The sequence below is a fragment of the Clostridium sp. ATCC BAA-442 genome, from assembly GCF_964239415.1.
GTDB classification, from domain to species: Bacteria; Bacillota; Clostridia; order Oscillospirales; family Oscillospiraceae; genus Flavonifractor; species Flavonifractor plautii.
Genome location: NZ_CAXSQB010000004.1, coordinates 72,431 through 91,828 on the forward strand (window position 1 = coordinate 72,431; position 19,398 = coordinate 91,828).

The following is a 19,398-nucleotide window of genomic DNA, read 5'->3' on the forward strand; positions in this document are numbered from 1 at the left end:
AATAGATTGCCTCTAATCACAGCCATTATTCTATATTCATCAGTTATAGATGCCAGCCAGTTGCCCTTGTGCGTAGAGATAAAAATTTTCGATATATCCCATCCTTTTGTAGTAATTCGTTATGTTTCCCTTGTTGAACAACTCGCCCTTGGTCTATTACAATAATCTGGTCGGCGTTTCGGACAGTGCTCAGACGGTGGGCAATCGAGATCAGCGTCTTATCCTTTGTCAGCTCCTGGATGGCAGATAAAAGCGCCTGCTCATTCTCCGGGTCCACGCTGGAAGTCGCTTCGTCCAGAATGATGATGGGAGCATCTTTCAAAATGGCCCTGGCGATGGAAATACGCTGCTTTTCTCCTCCGGAGAGAGTGGAGCCGCCCTCTCCGATGATTGTGTCGTATCCTTCAGGGAGGGACAAAATGAAGTCGTGGCAGCAGGCCCGTTTTGCGGCCGCTACCACCTGCTCATGGGTGGCTTCCGGCCGGCCAAACCGGATGTTGTTTTCCACAGAGTCGTGAAAGAGGTACACATTCTGAAAGACCATGCTGATGTATTCCAGCACGCTGTCCGCAGTATAATCCCGCACATCTTTTCCGCCAATCCGAACGGTCCCTTCCTGCACATCCCAAAAGCGGGCAATCAGATTGCAGAGTGTGGTCTTGCCGCTGCCGGAGGGTCCTACAATCGCGCAGGTGGTGTGCTCCGGGATTTCCAGCGAAATATCATGGATCACCCGGCGGTCCCCATAGCCAAATGAGATATGTTCCAGAGAAATATCATAGTGGGACACAACCAGTTTCTCCGAGCTGGCATCCATCTTTGGAATGTCGGTGACTTCCTCCAGCCGGTCCAGTTCCGTATTGATCTTCTTGCTCAAAAAGGCGCTGTTGCCCATCGTCTCCAAGTCGGAATAGACTGTGAAAGCGCAGAACAGGAAAGTCAAGCAATAAGGCAGGCTGATCTGCCCTGCCAGATACAGCAGAGCCGCCGCCGCAATCAGCACACAGCTCATGAGCTTAAAGGTCACCCCATAGAAACGGAGGACGCCAGCCGTAGCCTTTTCCTGTCCGTAGTCCGCATCCCATTTTTCCTGGAACGCAGCGCGGACTTCCCGCTGTCCTTCGTCACCTTTAGAGAAAGAACGCAGCACCGAAATACCCCGTATGTATTCCATCACCTTACCGACCAGATGCTCTTGGGCCTCTTGGTAAATAGGGGCATATTGGGCGGCACGAAGCCTCACCCAGCGGAGAACCAGCATCCCAAGCGCCAGCCCCACAAGGCTCAATCCCGCAATCACCGGGCTGAAAAAGAACATCATCACGGACATCAGCACAGCCATGGCCACACCGCTGGTCATCTGCTCAATCGCCAGCATGGAGTACCCCTCCAAATCGGCAATCGTGGTGGTGAGCATGGCCTGAATGGTGCCCAGATTTTGTTCTGAGAAATATCCCATGGGTGCCTGTTTCAGCCGTTCTCCAATCTCCAGCCGGTAGTCCCGGAAAATGTCATAGCCAGATCCGCTCATGGTACGGTCATACATCCACTGGAAAAAGAAGCGGCCCAGTACACTGCCCAGAATTACGCCAAAAGCCTGCCCGATGATGACCGGAGAGAGTCCATCCAGATGGAGCAGAATCCAGAATACACCGAACATCATAAACCCGTTGAAGAATGATTTCAGAATATTGCAGACAATCCCTGCCACGATTTTTCCCCGGCTGTTTCCCGCAATTTTAAAGATACGGCGAATCATTTCAAACATCTTCTACACCTCCTTCCGTAGAGCCGGCGTAGTCCTGCCACATTTTCCGGTAAAGGGGGCAGTTCTCCAGAAGCTCCTCCTGAATGCCCCGGCCCACAATCTCGCCATTGGCAACAACCAATATCTGGTCGGCATTGCGGATCGTATTCAGCCGGTGGGCCACGACAATCAGAGACTTTCCCGCCACCAGCTTACTGATAGCCTGCTGGATCAGCGCCTCGTTCTCGGGATCGGCATAGGCGGTCGCCTCGTCCAAAATGATGACGGACGCCTGCTTGAGCATGGCCCGCGCAATGGTGATGCGCTGCCGCTCTCCGCCGGAGAGGCGGTCCCCGGCATCACCGGCCATGGTATCATAGCCCTGCTCTAACTGCATGATAAAGTCGTGGCAGTTGGCAGCCTTGGCCGCAGCCTCTACTTCCCCGTCGCTGGCATTAGGGTTTCCCATGCGGATGTTTTCCCGAATGGATTTATCAAAGAGAAAATTGTCCTGGGCTACATAGCTGATCTCGCCCATGAGCTGCCCGAACGGAATGTTGCGAATATCCTGCCCGCCAAAGCGGACTGTACCGGAGGTTACATCCCAGAAGCCGGCCATCAGCTTGGCAATCGTAGACTTCCCGGAGCCGGATGGACCGACTATGGCGGTCATGGTACCGGGCTGTGTCTGGAATGAGATACCGTGGAGAACTTCGGCTTCATTGTAAGCAAAATGGACATCCTCAAATTGATAACGCCGCTCCCCAAGCTCTGCGGGCTTTGTGGGGCGGACAAGTTCCGGTGTTTTCAAAAAAGCTGTGACCTGTTCCAGATTGCCCTTGATCATGCTGACCTGCTCCATGGCTTCGGATACCTTCATCAGAGGCGCAATAAACCCCAGAGGCACCACCAAGGCCACCAGAAAGACAGGGAGAGAAAGACTTCCCTCCATGTAGAGCCACGCTCCCACTGGAAGGGTCCCCAGAAGCGTAGAAGGGAGGACTGCCCGGGCCGCCGCGTTCCAAAGCCAGCACTGGCTCCACCATGCCATGGTGGAATCGTGGAAATAGCGGACAGAATCAGCATACTTTCCATAGGAAGCTGCGGATCGGTTGAACGCCTTGATGACCTGAATACCGTTGACATACTCCACCAAGGCACTGTTCATCTCGTTGGCAGATCGCATATAGTTCTCCATGCGGGGCCCATATCCCCGCATCATGGCGGCAAAAAAGAGGGTGCCCAGCGGAATTGTCACCAGTGCGGCCAGCCCCATCCGCCAGTCCAGCAGGAAAATCAGAAGAATACTGCATAGGGGTGCGGCGATGTTGGATGGCAGTTCCGGCATGAAATGGGCCATGGAGTCCTCCAACTTCGCCACATTGTCCACGATCAGATTTTTGAAAGCCCCGGTAGGTGTTTCCAGCATGACGCCCATGGGGACCTTCGCCATCCGGTCTGTAATGGCCTCCCGGATATTTTTCAGTATGGTAAAGGAAATTTTGTGGGACATCAGGGAGGACCGCCAGGTAAGCAGCATTTTTATGATCTGGCAAACTGCGGCGCCTCCGCAGAGAAACAATACCAGCGTGGGCGTTGCAGTCCCCCGGTACAAGGCGTCCGCGAGGACAGCCACCATTAAAAATGGGCCCATGCCAAAGAGTTCTCCCAAAACAGCCAGGAAGATGGAGAGGAGCATTTTACCGTTGTTTTCTCCCACGAAAGCAAAGAGCTGCCGAATCGTTCCCGGTTCTTTCGACTTCATAACCAGCCTCCTTTCAGGCCACAAAAAATACAAGGAGGGTATTGCAATTTCAAGTGCCCTGTGCTAAAATCTGAATTACATCGTAATATTACAGTGTAATTTTAGTATAGGACGGAGGGACAGCGAATGTCAAGAGACTTTCAGCAGACACACGAAAATCTTTTGCTCTGCGCCCAAAAGCACTTTCTGGAATATGGCTTTGAGCGGGCCAGCATCCGGGAGATCTGCAAGGACGCCCATGTGACTAACGGAGCTTTTTATAACCACTTTGACGATAAGGAAGCTCTGTTCGGCGCGCTGGTGGAGCCTGTTGTCCAGGAGGTCAAGGCCATCTATGAGGCGTCGGTAAATGAGCACATGGAACTGGCAAAGACGGACGACTTGAAATCCCTCTGGAAACTGTCGGAGGAAACGCTGTCGGTCATTATCGAATACATCTATGAGCATTTTGATGTATTCCGGCTGCTTCTTATGCGGGCGGAGGGCACGCGGTATTCCTCCTTTTTGGATGATGTTGTCTGTCTGGAAACCCGGGTCACGCTGAAGTTCTTTGCAGAATTGAAATCTCGGGGCATCCAGGTCCGCGAATTGGCGGAAGAGGAGTGGCATATTCTGCTCCATGCGTATTTTGCGTCCCTGGCTGAAGTGGTCATGCACAACTTCCCCAAGGAGGCCGCGCTGAAATATGTTCACACGCTTGTCTCTTTTTTCAACTCCGGATGGCAGACAGTTTTGGGGATCTGATCCCCAAAATTTTTGCGCAATAGTTAGCATCTACTAACTAAGTGATGTGGAGGTGAAACCGCAGCGTCCCCTTTGCACGGGGTTTTGCAACACTTAATTCTTTTCAGAAAGGACATATTCAAAAATGGAAAACACAAAGAAGCTCACAGGTAAAGACCTAATCAATGTCGGCATTTACACAGCCATGACCCTCGTTATTTTCTTTGTTGTCGGCCTGCTTACTGCGCTGCCGGTGGTCTACCCGTTCCTGTTCATAATTTGGCCTATCGTCTGCGGCATTCCTATGATGCTCTACTATACCAAGATTCAGAAGTTTGGTATGCTGACCATCACAGGTATCATCGGCGGCATCTTTTTCTATCTGATCGGCTATGGCTGGATCGGCCTGCTCGGCTGGGTGCTCGGCGGCATCCTGAGTGATGTTGTGCTCAAAATCGGCGGCTATCAGAAATTCAAGGTCACTGTTCTGAGCTACGCCTGCTTTTGCCTTGGCATCATGGGCTGCCCCGCCAACCTTTGGTTTGCCGGCGAAGCGTATTGGGAAAACATCCACACCTCCATGGGCGATCAGTACGCAAACACCTTGCAATCCCTGATGCCCTCCTGGATGCTGTATGTGGGCTTTGCGCTGCTGTTTGTGGGCGGTATTCTGGGCGCGCTGCTGGGTCATAAAATGCTGAAAAAACACTTTGAGAGAGCTGGAATTGTGTAATGGAGCAGCTTCAAGCGGTTGTTGAAAACAGAACAGGCTTTTGCTTGGACCCACGAACCAAGCTGTTGCTGATGGCCGTTGTCGCTACCGCAGAATTTCTATATAGCCACACCGCCTTTATGATCGCGGTGGCGATGATTCCCTTTGTCCTGCTGCTGACTAACCGGCAGTATAAGACGGCAACGGTGTTCTTCTGCCTGTTCGCAGCGGGGCTGTTTGTGCAGGCTATCCAGAACTCCGTCCAGTTTCCCATGATCGTCAATATGCTGGTAGTCCTGTTGGTGGGACTGGTCCTGCGGCTGTTTCCGGCCTTTGTGATGGGGGCCTACATCATCAAATCCACCACGGCCAGCGAGTGCATTACTGCGCTGGGTCGGATGCACATTGGGCGGCAGATCACCATTCCGCTCTCCGTCCTGTTTCGCTTTATCCCTACCATGCAGGAGGAGTCGGCCGCCATCAAGGACGCCATGCGGATGCGGGAGGTCCAGTTCGGGACAAAGAAATTCTGGCAAAACCCCGCCGCCCTGATTGAATACCGTTTTATTCCCCTGATGATCTCGGTGGTCAAAATCGGGGATGATCTCTCCGCGGCAGCCCTGACCCGCGGCCTGGATAACCCGGTCCGGCGCACCAATATCACAAAGGTCGGTTTTACTGGCTGGGATCTGCTGGCGGTGCTGATTGCCGGAGTTGCACTGCTCTCCACATACTTTTTCAGTCCGTGGTAAGGAGGTGATACCGTGATCGAATTGAAAGATGTTTCCTTTACTTATGAGAGCGGAGAAACCCAAAATAACCTGAACCATATCAATCTGACAATCCAGGATGGCGAAACCATCCTGCTCTGCGGAGAGTCCGGCTGCGGCAAGACGACGCTGACCCGGCTGATCAACGGCCTGATCCCGCATTATTACGGCGGGAAGCTGACCGGGCAAGTCCTTTTAGATGGGAAAGAGTTAAAAGACTATCCTCTTTATCAAATCGGTCAACGGGTAGGGTCTGTATTCCAAAACCCAAGGACGCAATTCTACAATGTAGATACGACCAGCGAGATCGTTTTCGGGTGTGAAAACATGGCCCTGCCGGTCCCAGAGATGCGGGAGCGTCTGGAGGAGACTGTCCACAGCCTCAAGCTGGAAAAACTGCTGAATCGGAGCTTGTTTGCTCTGTCCGGTGGAGAAAAGCAGAAAATCGCCTGCGCCTCTGCCGACGCAATCCACCCGGACATCTTTGTATTGGACGAGCCATCCTCCAACCTGGATATTGCCACCATCGAAGATTTAATTGGCGTGATCCGGCACTGGCAGTCTGAGAAAAAGACCGTGATCGTCGCGGAACACCGGCTTTATTATCTCGTTCCCTACGCAGATCGAATTCTCTACATGACGCACGGAAGTATTACGCAGGAGTTTACCAAAGCAGAGTTTCAAAAATTACTGCCTGATGAATTACAGGGAATGGGGCTACGGGCACTGGACCCATTCCACCTGCCTCCAGAGGCCTCGCCCAAGCCTTCCGCCCCGCAATTACATATCAAGGGGTTCCAGTTCTCCTATGAAAAGCACGGCCCCCTCAATGTGGATATTCCAGACCTGATCCTGCCCCAAGGGGAGATCATCGGCATTATCGGAAACAACGGCGCGGGAAAATCTACCTTCGCCCGGTGTCTGTGCGGTCTGGATAAGAAGGCGAAAGGTGTGCTTGAAATGGATGGGGCCTCCTATGACGCAAAGCAGCGCAGGCACATTTCCTACATGGTCATGCAGGATGTAAACCACCAGTTGTTCACGGAAGATGTGCTGGATGAACTGCTGCTCAGTATGGACATCGAGGACGAGAAAGCGGACACGGCCCACGCCAGTGAGATTCTGGACAGTTTGGATCTGTTGGACAAGGTAAAGCTGCATCCCATGTCCCTGTCCGGCGGAGAAAAACAGAGGGTGGCGATTGGCAGTGCAATAGCATCAGACAAAAAGCTCTTGATATTCGACGAGCCTACCAGCGGATTGGATTACCGGCATATGCTGGAGGTATCGGACAACTTAAACCGCCTGAAAGAGATGGGAAAGAGCCTGTTTCTGATTACACATGACCCCGAGCTTATTTACAAATGCTGCACCTATCTGTTGTTCATTCAGGGAAGCAAGGTGCTGTGGCATCGGCCGATGGATGGGAAAGCTGTAGAGCTCTTGCGGACTTTCTTCTCCCACGAGCAAGAAACAGGTGCGGTCAATGCTTCCTGATAAAAAACTGCACGCTTCCGGCGAGGACTATCTGGAGGCTGTGTTGGTACTCCAGAAAAAGAAAGGCATGGTACGCTCTGTGGATGTGGCCCGGTATATGGAGGTGTCTAAGCCCAGCGTGTGCCATGCGGTAGCTACCTTGAAGGCGGGTGGCTTCCTCACCATGGATGAGGATTTCTTCCTCCGCTTGACCGATATAGGCCGCGAAGTAGCGGAGCAGACCTACGAGAAACATTGCTTCTTCACTCGCCTGCTGGTGGAAGCCGGTGTAGAGCCCAAAACCGCCGAACAGGAGGCCTGCTGCATGGAGCATGTGATTAGCGAGAATAGCTTTCGGCATCTAAAGCAAAGTATGGACAAAAAGAAATAGTCGCGGGAGGTGAAGCTGTTGACGGGGGTAGCTGTACTGCAATATGGGAATTTGCGTATTGACCCCAATGAACGCAGGGTCTATATAAATGAACAATTTGTGGAGTTGACCACAATGGAGTTCAATATCTTATACTGTCTGGCCTTACATCCTGGCTGGACCTTTACCCGGGAACAGCTTTACCGATATGCGATGTCCGATGATTTTGCCTCTGGCCCTGAAAGCGTTACCAGCAGGATCTACAAGATACGGAAAAAACTAAATATCAATGCGATTCAAACGGTACACGGATACGGTTATCGCTTTGAGAAGTAGAAGTAAAAGGGAGCGGCCTTTGTTGATCAATGAAGGTTGCTCCCTTTTGCCATGTTGAAAATTGGAATTAAAATGGAAAAAGTGAAAACTCAGTCAGAATTTGGTCAGATTTACCGAATACAATGGAGATAAATTCTAACCATATAGGCGACTTTGAAAAACGGGAGGAATGTGTATGAAAACTAAAAATCGAAATAGCAGAGGGAATTTCAAGTTGCGTTAGGCGGTCTTATTCTTAAATGAATGAGGCCGCCTTTTCTTTTAATTCCCGACAAAATTCTACAAAAAAATCAAATTACTGAACCTGGATCATTGGCAGACCTGCTGCCCGCTCTAATGGACAATGCAGGTTCGTGTGCAAAGTGCGGTTCAGATGGCAAGGAGCCAAATGCGCATGGAGAATTTGAAACCCATGCACATAAAAAGGTTCGTCGCCCATCTGCTTACATTTCGACACACAGTTTACTATCGAATATGGTTCTTCTGCCGCCCTTTTCGGAGGACAGGGCGGGAACATCACAAGACAAGCGACAAGCCTCCTCCTGCGGGCGTCGGAAGTCGTGACGGACTTCTTTATGTGTATCACACAGCCGATTGCTCACCTTTGTGGTGCGTGGCCGGCTGTGTTGTTTTATATAGAACACAAAGACGCCCATTAGTTCGGTGCCGGTCCCCTCCAAATGTTCAAGATTCCCAAAAATTCTTGAACGATTTGGAGGACAAGACCATGCGGTATCGAAATAATGGACAGATAGAGGAAGAACTACAAATCAGATTTACAGGTTACTTAATCCAGGCAGTAAAACGCACACGGCGCGATTACCTGAACATGCTCAACCAATACAGCAACAGTGAAATACTGACCGATACAACCTATACCACAGGACAGACTTTGGAACAAGAGGTTACAGAGCACCTTCCTCTATGGGATGTGATCGAAAGTAATGCGCTCTTCTATGCCCTCAAGCGGTTGAATGAACGCGAGCGGTATGTGTTCCTGGCGCATGTTTTGGACAACTGCCCTTTTGACTTGATTGGTGTAAGACTGGGCCTGACTTATAAAGGTGCAGCCGCAGTCTATTACCGTGCTGTTCAAAAGTTGAGAAAAAGTATTGAGGGGGTGGAAAAACATGATATTTGAACAACTGTTGTTTCAGGCAAAGGAAGGTGATCTGGAGTCAATTACCGATATTTTGAATATGTATCGGCCCTTACTGCTCAAATATTCTGTAATTGACGGCCGGCTGGATGAGGATCTATACCAGGAGCAGTGCATTACATTGATGCGAGCCATCAAACTGTTCCGAATTTGAATTTATGAGAAAGGCTCCGAGACCTTTTGATCTCGGGGCCTTTCCCGTGGATTCAAACAGGATGTACTAAGAGGAAAAAAACAAGCGCACAGTAGTAGTTGGATGCTGCTGTGCGCTTATTCCGACATAACCTGTGGGCCTCACCCGAAAAGGTGAGGCCACACTGCGGTAAAACTTATCCTACCACGATTTCCTTTTTACCAGATCGCTCCGAAAAGAATCTCTGCAAAATGCTTATTGCAATTTTATTGCTCCTCTCCAGCGGCAGCCTTATCATAGTAGTAGATATAGGCGTTGTAATCCCGAAACCGAGTGATCAGCCGAATCCGGATGTACAAATGTGCCGTTTCAGAATAGAGGTTAAATTCAGTCGGATCACTGGTAGTCCCGGCATATCGGCAGAAGCGTTTCATGGTTTCCAGCGTCTTAAAGGCCGGCAACTTGAATAGGGCATTTTGAAACTCATCGATTTCTTTTACCAGCTCTGGCGGCGTCTTTTTGCCGCTCTCATTGTGCCAGGTTGTCCACCAGCGGTATCCATCGTAATCCGAACGGGAATAAGCAAGTTCGCTGACAGGGCGTTCGATGAGCTGCATTGGAGGCTTGTAGGTGTGCTTGAACACTTCTGAAAAAGTGCAGTTCTGCACCAGATAACAGGTGGACTTTTCTGCGCTTTTCTTCAGATGTCCAGACTTGACGGCATCCCACTCCGCAAGGGGCAGGGGCGTATGGGCGGCATCCCGAAGGGCCTCATCCATGCCGCAGGCTTCACAGATCTGCACATCCGCATAGCGGCTGAGGGCATTGACCATCAGGTGGGCTGCCAGAGGAGAGCCACACCGCAGGCATTTGGGAGGGGCCGCTGCATCGCCATGAGCATAAAGCTTTTTGTCTTGCTTCCAAGCGGCTTCCAGTAATTCTTTGGGGTATAATTTGATTTTCATGGTAATGTCTCCTGATTTTGAATTTATGTTCAAAATTATATCGAGGTCTTCCCCCTGCTTCATAAATTGTTCAATCTATGCAACAGATTCGCTCATCGAAAAAAGAGTTCGCAGAGTTGCAGCCAGTTCTGTGCGGTTTTTGCAGGGGAGGCGATGACTGACGCCACAGTTATGCCCTTCTGAATTCATTTTGCAGATGGTGACACTCAACGCAGAGCCGTCGTGGCAGATCCACATCCGTCTGCCAGCAGCCGGGTCTTCTGCCACAATCCAGAGCGGGCGCTGGCGGGTCATATAAGACTGATTGGCAGCCTTCCACCCGCTGTAATCAGAGTAGTGGAAGCCTGGAGCATCTAATTTGCGTTGGTTTAGCGCCAAATAGACTTCCTTGTACTTCATGCGCTGCGCCTCCCTTCCTGCAACGATAGATATTCAGCGTATCCCTCCGGGTCCAGTTCACGCAGGCGGTCTGCCCGGAAGCGGTACTCTGGATACTCACAGTAACCACTGCGCTGCGTTGCCCCGGTAGGGATAGCCAATCCGTGGCGGATCAGCCAGACCGGGAAATCGGCATCGCCATTGGTATCGATGAACGCGCAGTCTTTCCCCCGTTCCCCGTCCAGATTGACCGTCAGAGAGGCCCAGGGCTCCGCATAGCCATTTTCCCATGTGTGCATGGCAATCGCCAGGTTGCCGTCCATATAGGCAGATACCTTTAGCTGTATGGGATGTGTGGAGCCGTACTTTTCATAAGGGAAGGTAATAGGCCCTTGCCTACCCATGGCCGGCATTGGCCTTTGGGCCGGAGCTGTACTGATGTTTGGCGTCAGATCCAGTTCCCAGCATATAGCGAGAATATCAGAATCGTCCACACGGTAGTTATATTTTTTGGCATACTTGGGGTGGAAGAGAAGCTGACCGTTCTCCACAACAAATTTGCCTTCCTTGGTGCCATAGGTGTACTGGCGGCCATCCAGAAGATGTTGCACCTTTTTGGCGTCCGCTTTGATCTTTCCTTTGTCGTACCATGTGGTGTACTGCACCGCAACCTCAAGATTAGGGTTTGAATGAAAGCGGGTTTCTAAAAACTGCAGGACACGCCCGCAGACTGCCGCCCGCTGTTCGACGGTTTGGGCTAAATTAAAGGACAGTGTGAAATACGAATAGTCACGCCCGGACAACCCATAGCCGTGAAGTGTATTGCTGAAGTCGTTGCACCAGAAAAACAATTCCCAACGGGAACTTCCATAAGGCGCCGGATCTTCGGATTCATACTGATAGCAGATAAACTCCCTGGCAATGGCCGCCATGACAGAGGCCATCACAGCGTTTTTTGACTCAGCTGCCCGTTTGATCCTGCGGTGCGCCTCGTCAGGGCCGTCATCGCAAATCTGACGGTTTGCCTCCCGCTGCTCTGGGGTGTAGACATATTGGAGTCTAAGCGAATGGACATCTTCCCGGGCATAACCCCGGTCAATCCATTTTGCGCTGGAACTTTTGACAGAAGATTTGTCATGTAATATATTCATGGTGATTCTCCTTTTTGATTTGATGTAAATGCTTGTCGATAACTCGGCGAAGGCAGTCAATGAAAATTTTCATCGCAGTGACGGCCGGCCCCGCCATATTCCAGCAGGGCATAGCCGATACACCGGGCCGTCTCGCCCAAAGTGTTTTTCACGGCTTCTTCCACCACATCATCCGTATCTGGGCACTCCTGTTCGTTGTTAAGGCGTGTCAGCTCGTGGTGCAGCTCTTTCATCTGCTCTGGCGTTACCGGCTGGTCAGTTTGGACCAGTACATCAGCAAAGTCGCCGCAGCCATCAACATTCAATTCTCGGATCAGCAATACTCCCATAAACGATCCTCCTTCAACGGTCCTCGTGCCAATCATAAAGCAAAAGGTCATGGCTGGAGGCATTCGGCTGGAGGACTGCCGCCCGAAAACGATAATTTGTAAATACAAAGCCAGTGGGTTTGTGCGTGTACTGGACGGCAAGAATGTGATACTCCCGACCCATCCAGTCGGCAGATTCCAGGACCTGTTCGGTTTCATTCCCAAAATCAAGGGCAAAAATCCAGTTATCCTGACAGCTGCTCGGGTCAGAGTAAGGCTCCCCGCTCGGCAGGAACAGAAGCTTTTGTTTCATATCTTCATAACTGTGGACCCCCGGGTGTTTATTCAAGAACGCTTGTGCCAGTTGTTCCCTAAAGGTATAGAAGGGGATGAATGGCTTTTTTCCCTCGAAGTCCCCGTTTCCATCCAGAGCGATCACCTGCCCATCCGAGATGATCTCGATGATAACATCCTTTCGGATGCGGCAATCATTTTGATAATCATCCGGGGTAGAAGTGTACCATGTGCCATCAACTGTATCACGGTTGCAGTAGTAATAGGGCTGGTTTACAGATTGGAACACATCCTTGCAGAAGCCTGTGTCTTCAAACAGAAAAGTGAGCTGGATCGTTTTCATTCGAGTTCCCTCCGTAGTAATAATCATAGATTTTTCTTAGACCGCACCGTATTTTGGCTTTGGTAGGACTGCCGGTGGCGATTCTCTGACCAGAGCCAAACGCTGGCCCGAAAAACCAAATTTCGTAGTGGGTGCAGAGATGCCGCCCTTTTGTGTGGGCGCTTGAAACCGACCACATATAGGCGTCGCCGGACACCGTAAACTCCTTGGGATAGCAATATTCCCGCATTCCATCCGGCGAGAAATCATCCAGCGCCGCGGCATTCCCGGAACGGGGGTCTGCTTGCGGCTGAACGACCTCCCGGAGCCAGAGAAGAAAAGAAGGCTCCCCGGCGCTCATACCGATTCCTCCGGCTTGCCGGCCTTTTCATAGTAGACCTTGCGAGTGCCGGCGCCGCGAACTTGGAAGATAAAACCGGGCACCATCTCAGCCAGCTTGTCAGCATACATTTTGGCGCGGCCACAATCTGGGATCAGCGTAGCATAAACCAGGCCGACTCCAACTTTTCCTTCATGCAAATTTATAGCGCCATAACAGCGGGCTCCAATTTTCTTCCCATAGACGATATAGTTCATCGCTTCCCGCCCTTTCTGTTAATACCAGATGAAAGTCTGGCCGCATAATACCTGAATACGGTCCATAATGGCATCAACTTTCTTTTCGGAGAGGGGAACATCTGCATTATTCCAGTGCCGAATCAATTCTTCCAGTGTACGGTCTGGAGCTGATACACAGAAATCACAGCAAAAGTTATAGAGCGGCTGCCCGGTATAGGCTTCAAAGACGCTTTCAGTACCATCAGCAATCCGCTGTCTCTGGTTCCCACTGTAGTTGATACGGCCTAAATAGGCGGTACCATAGCGTTCACGGTAGGCATTGATGATTTTGCGGTTTAAGTCATTGTAAGTATCATCGGCTTCATCAATCCTGAGATACCCTTCACGAGCGAGGGCATACTCCCGCTGCACTTGCAGGTAGTAGGAGAGGGCGTCCATGGGTTTCGGATCATGCGTGGGATGTTTTAGTTTCATCAAAAAATCCTCCTAAAAAACAAGGGACCGGCAAACAGCAAATGCGCTGTTTGTCGATCCCTTTGTGATAGTGTCCCTTGCCAAATAGCAAGGCATTTGTCAAATAAGAAAAAGTGTAGAGTTTTATTTCTGTGGAGCAACATTGAAAGTATCAATGATACAATACTGGCAGATCAATCAGAAAAATCTTTTAGGTGCTGAATGATCCATGCTTGCAGCTCGTGTTCTCCCGCACTGCCATTTGCAATAGAGATAAACATATCCGCAAGTTCGCCGGGCTTCAGTTCAAGAACATAGCCGTTCCATTTCAGCAGCAACTGCGTCATCATTGCGCCAATCCGTTTGTTACCATCAAGAAAGGCATGATTGGAGGCCAGTCCAAACCCTATTCTGGCTATTTTCGCAAGGTCCGTTTCAAAAAGATCAAAACCGGCAAAGGTTTGCAACGGAGCATTGACTGCGGCTTCCAGACTATTTCGGTCCCGAATACCGTCCAACCCACCTGAAGCTTTGATGATCCTGCTATGGACGGCGATAACATCTTCAACCGTCACCCAAATCATTCCGCCATCCTCTTATAGTCATCAGCGAAAGAACTTAAAACCGCATCGGTATCCGCCAACATCTGCTCCCTTGAAATTTCTGCAGATGGTGTGTTAAGAGTTAAGGGAAACGGCATTCCATTATTGCGGACAAAGGCATTTGCAAAAATGTTGAATGCGGTGGATGTGGATATGCCCAGCTGCTCGCAGATGGCGGCCATTTGCGCTTTGACCTGACTATCTATTCTAAATGTCATATTGGTATCCATATAATCGACCTCCTTGCACTACAATTATACTACATATCATGTACAAATGCAACGAGTAGGATGCTTAATTGAAGAAGGCCACGGGAACCAATCGTCTTTGAGGGAGTGCTGTATCATCTATGCGGCAGCTTCTGCGGGAGGCAGCTCGTTGATGATGGGAGCGGAAAGTAAAATGGCCGTTTCGGTATCTTCCATTAACAGCCACGCACCATCGCGCCAAACACAAGAAGTTGCCTTGTTGTAAATCTCCGGGACCTTATTGGGATCGTCGATGCACTCGCGGGTAACGAGCAGGCACATGTGATCGAGATAGAAATAGTGAAGAGATTTTTCAATTTCCTCTCGTAAGGTATGGGCCAGGGCTGCAATTTCATCCATATCCTGCCGCTGAAAAGCAGCCTCGGAAATCTTTTTCAGGCACTGTGTTTGCTGAATCGCTGCATCAATGTAGGTTTTGGCCTCGTTAAACAGGCTGTGCCGGATACGAATATCACATAGAGCTACATGACGGGTGTATTCGGTGGCTGCTTTGCAGATTTGCCCCCGCAGTTCTTCATAAGGTTTTTGGTACTTTGTTTTCAGCACTTCCAGCGATACAACTTCCAGATTTCTCCGAAGGGTATCCAAATGAATTTCAAGTGCCTTGCGTAATTCTTTTTCGTCCATAGTTTTCCTCCATTTCACAACAGAAATTACTTTTGTGGGGATGCCTGCTGATCCTCCTGTAAAATATCCTGTGCGGCCTTGGATACTGCATCCCAGTAACACTCCCAATAGGTATCGCAGAGATCCAGGTAGTGGCTGATGCGCCCTTTGATGTCCGCATTGTGCAGCAGTTGTTTTTTCTGATCTTCTGTCAGAGCCAGATACTCCGGCAAAGCTTGAGCTTTATCAAGAAAATCCTCCCGTGCGCACTCATCTTCATAGGCTGCCGCCACGGTGCGTATAAATTCAGGAGCCAGCGGCAGAGGCCGTTTTTCAATGGAGAGGTAAAAGTGGTTTTCGCAGTATTCCCCATCCAGATAGCACTCATAGCTTTCTGCGGTTTCTTCCTCTGCAAACTGACTCTTTTCACGCCATTTCTCAATGCAGCCGCTCTCCAGTTCGTTTTTCAGATCGTCATGAAATTGCCGCTGGGCATCCGTTAAATTAGTGAACGGAGCCTCATAAGAGCCAAATTCCCCGTCAGTGGCCCAATGCGAGACGACGACATAAAGCGTACCTTGGGGATACGCCTGCTCGGGAACGGCCAGAGGCGTCAACATTTCAGGCGCCATGATGACCAGTTCCAGCCCTAAATCCTCCACACGCTTTGGCGCACCATAGAGTTCAGAAAAAGTCTGCTCCAGTGCGCGGCGGGCAGCGGAAAGGCACGGCGGGTCAAATTCACAATAGATGTCCGGCGTATCATTTTCAGTTTCCCGGTCATCATCCGTGCGAATTTCAAGGATGCGCCCGAAGAGCCCGCTGTACTCACTCGCTTCATTGGCGAGGACGCGGCTGCCTACTGTGTAGGTGATGTTCTCATGTGAGAATTTCTCATCCGGTTTCTTATAAATCATAGTCCATTCCTCCCTTGAAGGGGAAAAGCAAGTCCCCTTGATTCATCAATAAATGTGCCTTTATTATCCGCGTCGAAAATGACGGCACCGCTCGTAAACATGAAAATGAGCAGTGGAATAAAAGCGATATGCCTGCTGCTTTTTAGGCGGCAGCAGCCAACGGCGGATGGGCCGCTTGGCAGTACCGCAAACTGCAGGCTTTTGGCTTTTGAAGATTTTCATCATCCATATCCTCCTTGATAGACTGTACGCGAAATGGTGATCACCCTTCCTCCATGTCCTCGCCGGCCTCGATGATACCGCGCTTCCGTTTCAGCTCCGCGATTTTTCGCTTCCACTCTTTCTGCGACTGCTCGGCCCGTGCCCGTTCCGCTTGCTGATCTTCCGGGGAGAGTGCAGAAAACTCCCACTCCCGGCGATCTGCGTCAATATCCGCCATGATGCGGCGCACCAGGCGCAGAGCCAGTTCGCTCTTTGTCGGCGGCAGCTGCTCCATGGCAGCCTGCCCCTGCTGAAAAAGAAGCCGGTACCGGTCGTATTGAGCCTCGGTGATGAAACCCCATCCGAAGTCATCCTGGAGTTCCCGCTCGCTGTGGTATTGCATCACTTTCTCAAATTCAGCCTGCCGGACAGAGCATTCTTTCTCCACCGTCCGGGCATATTTTGCTTCTATGCGGCGCAGATCTTCCAGCACCTTTGTACAGGCTGCCGCCTCCATCAAATAACCATGGTCCCGCGGTTTCAGATACCTACTCATCCAGCACCTCCGTTTGCTCATCATCACAGCTTACCAAAGGGCAGGCGTAACTCTTATCAATGCTGGGCATGGTACAGCCCATATCAGGATCATGACAATCACAATTCAAGCAGGGAACCAGTGGCTCCGGCTGAAGCCGGATTCCCAAAACGATGAATTCACTCCATCTTCCGCAGTGTGGGCAGGGGATTGTCCCGTTGTACGCATGGTCGATCTGCTCTTGTGTAACGGGGGAAATCTTATGGCAGCATTCGTTCCGCACATATACGATATGAGCGGCTCGCCAGACTTCTGGACGGTATCTCTTATTGAAAGGAAGGTAGCCGCCCCATTGCGGATTGTCGAAAACCCGATCAATGTGTAGCTGAAGGGCTTCTTTTCGCAGTTCAGCGGCTGATGCCCCGATATAATTGTGTTCGCTGCACCATTGGATCAGATGCTTTAGCAGATGTGTCTCCCCATCGCGTTCGATGACAGCATCCGCCAGCCTGCACCAATCCTTTTCTTCAATCTCTCCAAGATTGGTTTTTACACCGTCCCACGGCAAATGCTTTTTATCCCGGCCGGAGCCCGTGCTGTTACAGCGGAATACGCCGTATTGCCAGCGAATATCCTCGTATGTGATAGAAGAGAAGTCTACTCCACTGGGCAGATGATAGTCCCCATATTTCATAGTTTTCAATGCCTCATAATTTTCACGACTGGTCAGACCTTGTTTTACACAGTCTGACTGCTATTGTGAATCTCTCCGGTTTGCGCGGGGCCAGCAGACGCATTGGTGTCTTGGCAGGAGCTGTCCGATGGAGGAATCTCGCCTCTCAAAACAAAAGGAAGAACTGCGTTCCAACTGGTCAGGGGAACTGGATTGCCGTCTATTTCCCGCAGAGCCTCATCCATCCAGCACTTTTCGCAGATATATACATGAGCGTATCTGCTCAAACTGTTCAGGAAAAAATACAGCCCGGAGTATAATTCGTTGCGGCCGCACCGCGGGCAGAGAAGCTGCTGTTCCGTCTCCTGCAGAGGGCAAAGACGCTCAAGAAATCTCTTTGCTTCGTCTTCAGAAAGTTTCATATTGTGTCCTCCATTGCATTTCTTAAAATTTTATTGGCACCAACTTGGCCGATGCCGGTATAAGGTCAAGCCTGTTATGAGATGGATCTCTTTGTCATTAGTGACTTGAATGAATCCTTTTTTGCGGGCCACAACCCTGACCTCCTCATTCATGTCAAGACAAAATACTTGTTCCCCGTCCATCTTCCGGAGCTCTTGCGTGGTAAGGGGAACTTCAGCGGCAAATTTGTTTTCAGGCGGTATAAGCCCAGCTACCAGCATTTGTACTGCGGTCTGAAAACCGGACTCAAAAGCCTGCTCGGCCACAATGCTGCTGCACTCACCGGCGGCAAGCTGGTACGCTTCCAAGGCGGCTATGGCTTCCGGGGAATTGCCCATTTTCTGGCGCAGGAGTTCCTCTGCCATTGAAGCATTATGGTTAAGCTGCTTCTGGTGCTCGCTTTGTGTTTTGAACACGCTCGGCTCATAATCTCCATAGTAGAGATCATGAAGAAAATCAGGGTCAGCGACAAAATCGGCTGATAAGGACTGCTTGGGCGCAGACAGACTTTCGGCGATTCGTTCCAGAGCCTTGATGAGACTGGGCAGCTGGGAATTAAAAAATCTGCGGCCATATTCTGTTTCGTGCAAATTCAAAATTCGTCACCTCCATATAGAGAAAAACCGCCAGTGCCTTCGGGCCTGTAGCGGTTTATGTGAGGCCCCAGAACAGGGACCGGCTTCTTGGTTGTTCATGAGGACAAACCGCCTGCTCCTTTAGGCGGCAGAGGTATCTGTCCCTGCAAAGTCACAACATACGATTTCGCATATTGGCGCGGTGCAATGCCAGTCATTTTTATAGTAGGCCGTGTCGATCCCTTGGTTAAACTCCAATAAAATCCCAGTCCTTTTTTCAAATGTTCTGGCACGCCCTTCCTGAAGCCAGCGATGGTCTTCCGTTCCGCTATATACGAATGGCGCGCTCATTTGCGGTATTATGAACGCACCTTCCTTTGCAATACGGGAGGCCGCCTCTATTACCATGTATTCAAATTCGCCGCTCATGTAGCTTTTGCGGTAATTGTTTGCAATTCGGCCAAACGGCGGATTTGCAATCGCGAAGTCAAATTGGCCCAAGAGGTCAGGCAGAAAGGGATCAAGAACATCCGCGCATATCCATGTGGCCTCTGGCACAACTTTTTTACCAACCTCAACATAGTGCGGATTCAGTTCTACACAGGTAATATCGGCATAGCAGCGGCTGCGGTCACTGCATTCCAGCTGTGCCGCATAGCTCAGTACGCCGATTCCAGCACACAGGTCGATAATTCTGATCGTCTTTCCGTATAGGCACGGAATCTGGAGAGTAAAATCGTTGGCAAGTCCAAAAGGAGTAAAAAATGCACCGGACTTGCTATTGATGTGCTCCGCGTCTTCCCGGAAATTTTCAAAGATAAAAAGCTTATCTTCGTGGGAAAGGTGTTCTTTCTGCAGGAGACAAACCGCCTGATCATGGAGCTGAATTTCTCTTTTGGTCAGCTTACTCATGGGTA

The 19,398-nt window shown here is 50.5% G+C and carries 28 protein-coding genes; 8 read left to right on the forward strand and 20 right to left on the reverse strand.

Annotated features, from left to right (window positions below; all coding sequences use genetic code 11):
* Nucleotides 1–43: 43 nt before the first annotated feature.
* Together ACESY8_RS02845 and ACESY8_RS02850 are read right to left on the reverse strand one after the other, a co-directional pair.
* Complete coding sequence (locus tag ACESY8_RS02845) at nt 44–1,768, reverse strand: ABC transporter ATP-binding protein (protein ID WP_058722720.1); 1,725 nt, start codon at nt 1,766–1,768, stop codon at nt 44–46.
* A complete protein-coding gene (locus ACESY8_RS02850; protein ID WP_058722721.1) occupies nt 1,761–3,512 on the reverse strand; it encodes an ABC transporter ATP-binding protein in 1,752 nt (583 codons plus the stop codon). The genes ACESY8_RS02845 and ACESY8_RS02850 overlap by 8 nt, the downstream gene beginning before the upstream one ends.
* A 126-nt stretch (nt 3,513–3,638) precedes the next feature.
* Here ACESY8_RS02850 and ACESY8_RS02855 point away from each other — a divergent pair, with 126 nt between their 5' ends.
* The 8 genes from ACESY8_RS02855 (at nt 3,639) to ACESY8_RS02890 (ending at nt 9,212) form a co-directional block, all read left to right on the forward strand.
* Nucleotides 3,639–4,256 (forward strand): TetR/AcrR family transcriptional regulator, encoded by a 618-nt coding sequence (locus ACESY8_RS02855; protein ID WP_058722722.1) that lies wholly within the window; start codon nt 3,639–3,641, stop codon nt 4,254–4,256.
* A 124-nt stretch (nt 4,257–4,380) separates the two neighbouring features.
* The gene (locus ACESY8_RS02860) at nt 4,381–4,968 is read left to right on the forward strand and encodes an MptD family putative ECF transporter S component (protein ID WP_021632145.1); all 588 of its coding nucleotides are present in this window, start codon (nt 4,381–4,383) and stop codon (nt 4,966–4,968) included.
* Nucleotides 4,969–5,012: 44 nt separating this feature from the next.
* A complete protein-coding gene (locus tag ACESY8_RS02865) occupies nt 5,013–5,699 on the forward strand; it encodes an energy-coupling factor transporter transmembrane component T (RefSeq protein ID WP_238043914.1) in 687 nt (228 codons plus the stop codon).
* A gap of 12 nt (nt 5,700–5,711) precedes the next feature.
* A complete protein-coding gene (locus ACESY8_RS02870; protein ID WP_058722724.1) occupies nt 5,712–7,214 on the forward strand; it encodes an ABC transporter ATP-binding protein in 1,503 nt (500 codons plus the stop codon).
* Complete coding sequence (locus ACESY8_RS02875) at nt 7,204–7,584, forward strand: metal-dependent transcriptional regulator (protein ID WP_058722725.1); 381 nt, start codon at nt 7,204–7,206, stop codon at nt 7,582–7,584. The genes ACESY8_RS02870 and ACESY8_RS02875 overlap by 11 nt, the downstream gene beginning before the upstream one ends.
* 18 nt (nt 7,585–7,602) lie before the next feature.
* Nucleotides 7,603–7,899, forward strand: a complete 297-nt coding sequence (locus tag ACESY8_RS02880; RefSeq protein WP_243260193.1) for a winged helix-turn-helix domain-containing protein — start codon at nt 7,603–7,605, stop codon at nt 7,897–7,899.
* 727 nt (nt 7,900–8,626) lie between these two features.
* Nucleotides 8,627–9,040 carry a sigma-70 RNA polymerase sigma factor region 4 domain-containing protein gene (locus ACESY8_RS02885; protein WP_118438868.1) on the forward strand — a complete coding sequence of 138 codons (414 nt, stop codon included), beginning with the start codon at nt 8,627–8,629 and terminating at the stop codon, nt 9,038–9,040.
* The gene (locus tag ACESY8_RS02890; RefSeq protein ID WP_009258011.1) at nt 9,030–9,212 is read left to right on the forward strand and encodes a helix-turn-helix domain-containing protein; all 183 of its coding nucleotides are present in this window, start codon (nt 9,030–9,032) and stop codon (nt 9,210–9,212) included. The genes ACESY8_RS02885 and ACESY8_RS02890 overlap by 11 nt, the downstream gene beginning before the upstream one ends.
* Before the next feature lie 245 nt (nt 9,213–9,457).
* On the opposite strand, the gene ACESY8_RS02895 is transcribed toward ACESY8_RS02890, so the two are convergent.
* The 18 genes from ACESY8_RS02895 to ACESY8_RS02980 form a co-directional block, all read right to left on the reverse strand.
* Nucleotides 9,458–10,156, reverse strand: a complete 699-nt coding sequence (locus ACESY8_RS02895) for a hypothetical protein (protein WP_176833109.1) — start codon at nt 10,154–10,156, stop codon at nt 9,458–9,460.
* A gap of 75 nt (nt 10,157–10,231) precedes the next feature.
* Complete coding sequence (locus ACESY8_RS02900; protein ID WP_071698938.1) at nt 10,232–10,555, reverse strand: hypothetical protein; 324 nt, start codon at nt 10,553–10,555, stop codon at nt 10,232–10,234.
* Entirely contained in the window at nt 10,552–11,685 is a 1,134-nt protein-coding gene (locus ACESY8_RS02905; protein ID WP_071698939.1) for a DUF4313 domain-containing protein, read from the reverse strand. Before ACESY8_RS02905 ends, ACESY8_RS02900 begins: the two co-directional genes overlap by 4 nt.
* A gap of 56 nt (nt 11,686–11,741) precedes the next feature.
* Nucleotides 11,742–12,014 (reverse strand): hypothetical protein, encoded by a 273-nt coding sequence (locus ACESY8_RS02910; RefSeq protein ID WP_058722727.1) that lies wholly within the window; start codon nt 12,012–12,014, stop codon nt 11,742–11,744.
* Between the two features lie 13 nt (nt 12,015–12,027).
* Nucleotides 12,028–12,630, reverse strand: a complete 603-nt coding sequence (locus ACESY8_RS02915) for a hypothetical protein (protein ID WP_058722728.1) — start codon at nt 12,628–12,630, stop codon at nt 12,028–12,030.
* A complete protein-coding gene (locus ACESY8_RS02920) occupies nt 12,599–12,970 on the reverse strand; it encodes a hypothetical protein (RefSeq protein WP_071698940.1) in 372 nt (123 codons plus the stop codon). Before ACESY8_RS02920 ends, ACESY8_RS02915 begins: the two co-directional genes overlap by 32 nt.
* Nucleotides 12,967–13,206: a hypothetical protein gene (locus tag ACESY8_RS02925; protein WP_058722729.1), complete on the reverse strand. Its 240-nt coding sequence runs from the start codon at nt 13,204–13,206 to the stop codon at nt 12,967–12,969. The genes ACESY8_RS02920 and ACESY8_RS02925 overlap by 4 nt, the downstream gene beginning before the upstream one ends.
* 18 nt (nt 13,207–13,224) lie before the next feature.
* Nucleotides 13,225–13,662, reverse strand: a complete 438-nt coding sequence (locus ACESY8_RS02930; protein WP_058722730.1) for a hypothetical protein — start codon at nt 13,660–13,662, stop codon at nt 13,225–13,227.
* A 173-nt stretch (nt 13,663–13,835) separates the two neighbouring features.
* On the reverse strand, nt 13,836–14,225 hold the full coding sequence (locus ACESY8_RS02935; RefSeq protein WP_009258020.1) for a type II toxin-antitoxin system death-on-curing family toxin: 390 nt from the start codon (nt 14,223–14,225) through the stop codon (nt 13,836–13,838).
* Nucleotides 14,222–14,473: a type II toxin-antitoxin system RelB/DinJ family antitoxin gene (locus ACESY8_RS02940; protein WP_009258021.1), complete on the reverse strand. Its 252-nt coding sequence runs from the start codon at nt 14,471–14,473 to the stop codon at nt 14,222–14,224. The genes ACESY8_RS02935 and ACESY8_RS02940 overlap by 4 nt, the downstream gene beginning before the upstream one ends.
* Nucleotides 14,474–14,590: 117 nt before the next feature.
* Nucleotides 14,591–15,139, reverse strand: coding sequence for a hypothetical protein (locus tag ACESY8_RS02945; protein WP_058722731.1), 549 nt, complete (start codon nt 15,137–15,139; stop codon nt 14,591–14,593).
* Nucleotides 15,140–15,165: 26 nt separating this feature from the next.
* Nucleotides 15,166–16,035: a hypothetical protein gene (locus tag ACESY8_RS02950; protein WP_118438867.1), complete on the reverse strand. Its 870-nt coding sequence runs from the start codon at nt 16,033–16,035 to the stop codon at nt 15,166–15,168.
* Between the two features lie 63 nt (nt 16,036–16,098).
* On the reverse strand, nt 16,099–16,260 hold the full coding sequence (locus tag ACESY8_RS02955) for a hypothetical protein (RefSeq protein WP_157838658.1): 162 nt from the start codon (nt 16,258–16,260) through the stop codon (nt 16,099–16,101).
* A gap of 37 nt (nt 16,261–16,297) precedes the next feature.
* On the reverse strand, nt 16,298–16,729 hold the full coding sequence (locus tag ACESY8_RS02960) for an adenylosuccinate lyase (protein WP_271956494.1): 432 nt from the start codon (nt 16,727–16,729) through the stop codon (nt 16,298–16,300).
* 55 nt (nt 16,730–16,784) lie between these two features.
* Nucleotides 16,785–17,465, reverse strand: a complete 681-nt coding sequence (locus ACESY8_RS02965) for a hypothetical protein (RefSeq protein WP_071698944.1) — start codon at nt 17,463–17,465, stop codon at nt 16,785–16,787.
* A 44-nt stretch (nt 17,466–17,509) separates the two neighbouring features.
* The gene (locus tag ACESY8_RS02970) at nt 17,510–17,866 is read right to left on the reverse strand and encodes a hypothetical protein (protein WP_058722735.1); all 357 of its coding nucleotides are present in this window, start codon (nt 17,864–17,866) and stop codon (nt 17,510–17,512) included.
* A 30-nt stretch (nt 17,867–17,896) separates the two neighbouring features.
* Nucleotides 17,897–18,502, reverse strand: a complete 606-nt coding sequence (locus tag ACESY8_RS02975; protein WP_058722736.1) for a DUF6809 family protein — start codon at nt 18,500–18,502, stop codon at nt 17,897–17,899.
* 120 nt (nt 18,503–18,622) lie between these two features.
* Nucleotides 18,623–19,393: a methyltransferase gene (locus tag ACESY8_RS02980; protein WP_009258028.1), complete on the reverse strand. Its 771-nt coding sequence runs from the start codon at nt 19,391–19,393 to the stop codon at nt 18,623–18,625.
* Nucleotides 19,394–19,398 lie beyond the last annotated feature (5 nt).

Bases quoted from the DNA above. Each gene is read 5' to 3' on its own strand.
- ACESY8_RS02845 (WP_058722720.1), bottom strand. From the start codon at position 1,768: ATGTTTGAAATGATTCGCCGTATCTTTAAAATTGCGGGAAACAGCCGG.
- ACESY8_RS02850 (WP_058722721.1), bottom strand. From the start codon at position 3,512: ATGAAGTCGAAAGAACCGGGAACGATTCGGCAGCTCTTTGCTTTCGTG.
- ACESY8_RS02855 (WP_058722722.1), top strand. From the start codon at position 3,639: ATGTCAAGAGACTTTCAGCAGACACACGAAAATCTTTTGCTCTGCGCC.
- ACESY8_RS02860 (WP_021632145.1), top strand. From the start codon at position 4,381: ATGGAAAACACAAAGAAGCTCACAGGTAAAGACCTAATCAATGTCGGC.
- ACESY8_RS02875 (WP_058722725.1), top strand. From the start codon at position 7,204: ATGCTTCCTGATAAAAAACTGCACGCTTCCGGCGAGGACTATCTGGAG.
- ACESY8_RS02885 (WP_118438868.1), top strand. From the start codon at position 8,627: ATGCGGTATCGAAATAATGGACAGATAGAGGAAGAACTACAAATCAGA.
- ACESY8_RS02890 (WP_009258011.1), top strand. From the start codon at position 9,030: ATGATATTTGAACAACTGTTGTTTCAGGCAAAGGAAGGTGATCTGGAG.
- ACESY8_RS02895 (WP_176833109.1), bottom strand. From the start codon at position 10,156: ATGAAAATCAAATTATACCCCAAAGAATTACTGGAAGCCGCTTGGAAG.
- ACESY8_RS02900 (WP_071698938.1), bottom strand. From the start codon at position 10,555: ATGAAGTACAAGGAAGTCTATTTGGCGCTAAACCAACGCAAATTAGAT.
- ACESY8_RS02905 (WP_071698939.1), bottom strand. From the start codon at position 11,685: ATGAATATATTACATGACAAATCTTCTGTCAAAAGTTCCAGCGCAAAA.
- ACESY8_RS02910 (WP_058722727.1), bottom strand. From the start codon at position 12,014: ATGGGAGTATTGCTGATCCGAGAATTGAATGTTGATGGCTGCGGCGAC.
- ACESY8_RS02915 (WP_058722728.1), bottom strand. From the start codon at position 12,630: ATGAAAACGATCCAGCTCACTTTTCTGTTTGAAGACACAGGCTTCTGC.
- ACESY8_RS02920 (WP_071698940.1), bottom strand. From the start codon at position 12,970: ATGAGCGCCGGGGAGCCTTCTTTTCTTCTCTGGCTCCGGGAGGTCGTT.
- ACESY8_RS02925 (WP_058722729.1), bottom strand. From the start codon at position 13,206: ATGAACTATATCGTCTATGGGAAGAAAATTGGAGCCCGCTGTTATGGC.
- ACESY8_RS02930 (WP_058722730.1), bottom strand. From the start codon at position 13,662: ATGAAACTAAAACATCCCACGCATGATCCGAAACCCATGGACGCCCTC.
- ACESY8_RS02935 (WP_009258020.1), bottom strand. From the start codon at position 14,225: ATGATTTGGGTGACGGTTGAAGATGTTATCGCCGTCCATAGCAGGATC.
- ACESY8_RS02940 (WP_009258021.1), bottom strand. From the start codon at position 14,473: ATGGATACCAATATGACATTTAGAATAGATAGTCAGGTCAAAGCGCAA.
- ACESY8_RS02945 (WP_058722731.1), bottom strand. From the start codon at position 15,139: ATGGACGAAAAAGAATTACGCAAGGCACTTGAAATTCATTTGGATACC.
- ACESY8_RS02950 (WP_118438867.1), bottom strand. From the start codon at position 16,035: ATGATTTATAAGAAACCGGATGAGAAATTCTCACATGAGAACATCACC.
- ACESY8_RS02955 (WP_157838658.1), bottom strand. From the start codon at position 16,260: ATGATGAAAATCTTCAAAAGCCAAAAGCCTGCAGTTTGCGGTACTGCC.
- ACESY8_RS02965 (WP_071698944.1), bottom strand. From the start codon at position 17,465: ATGAAATATGGGGACTATCATCTGCCCAGTGGAGTAGACTTCTCTTCT.
- ACESY8_RS02970 (WP_058722735.1), bottom strand. From the start codon at position 17,866: ATGAAACTTTCTGAAGACGAAGCAAAGAGATTTCTTGAGCGTCTTTGC.
- ACESY8_RS02980 (WP_009258028.1), bottom strand. From the start codon at position 19,393: ATGAGTAAGCTGACCAAAAGAGAAATTCAGCTCCATGATCAGGCGGTT.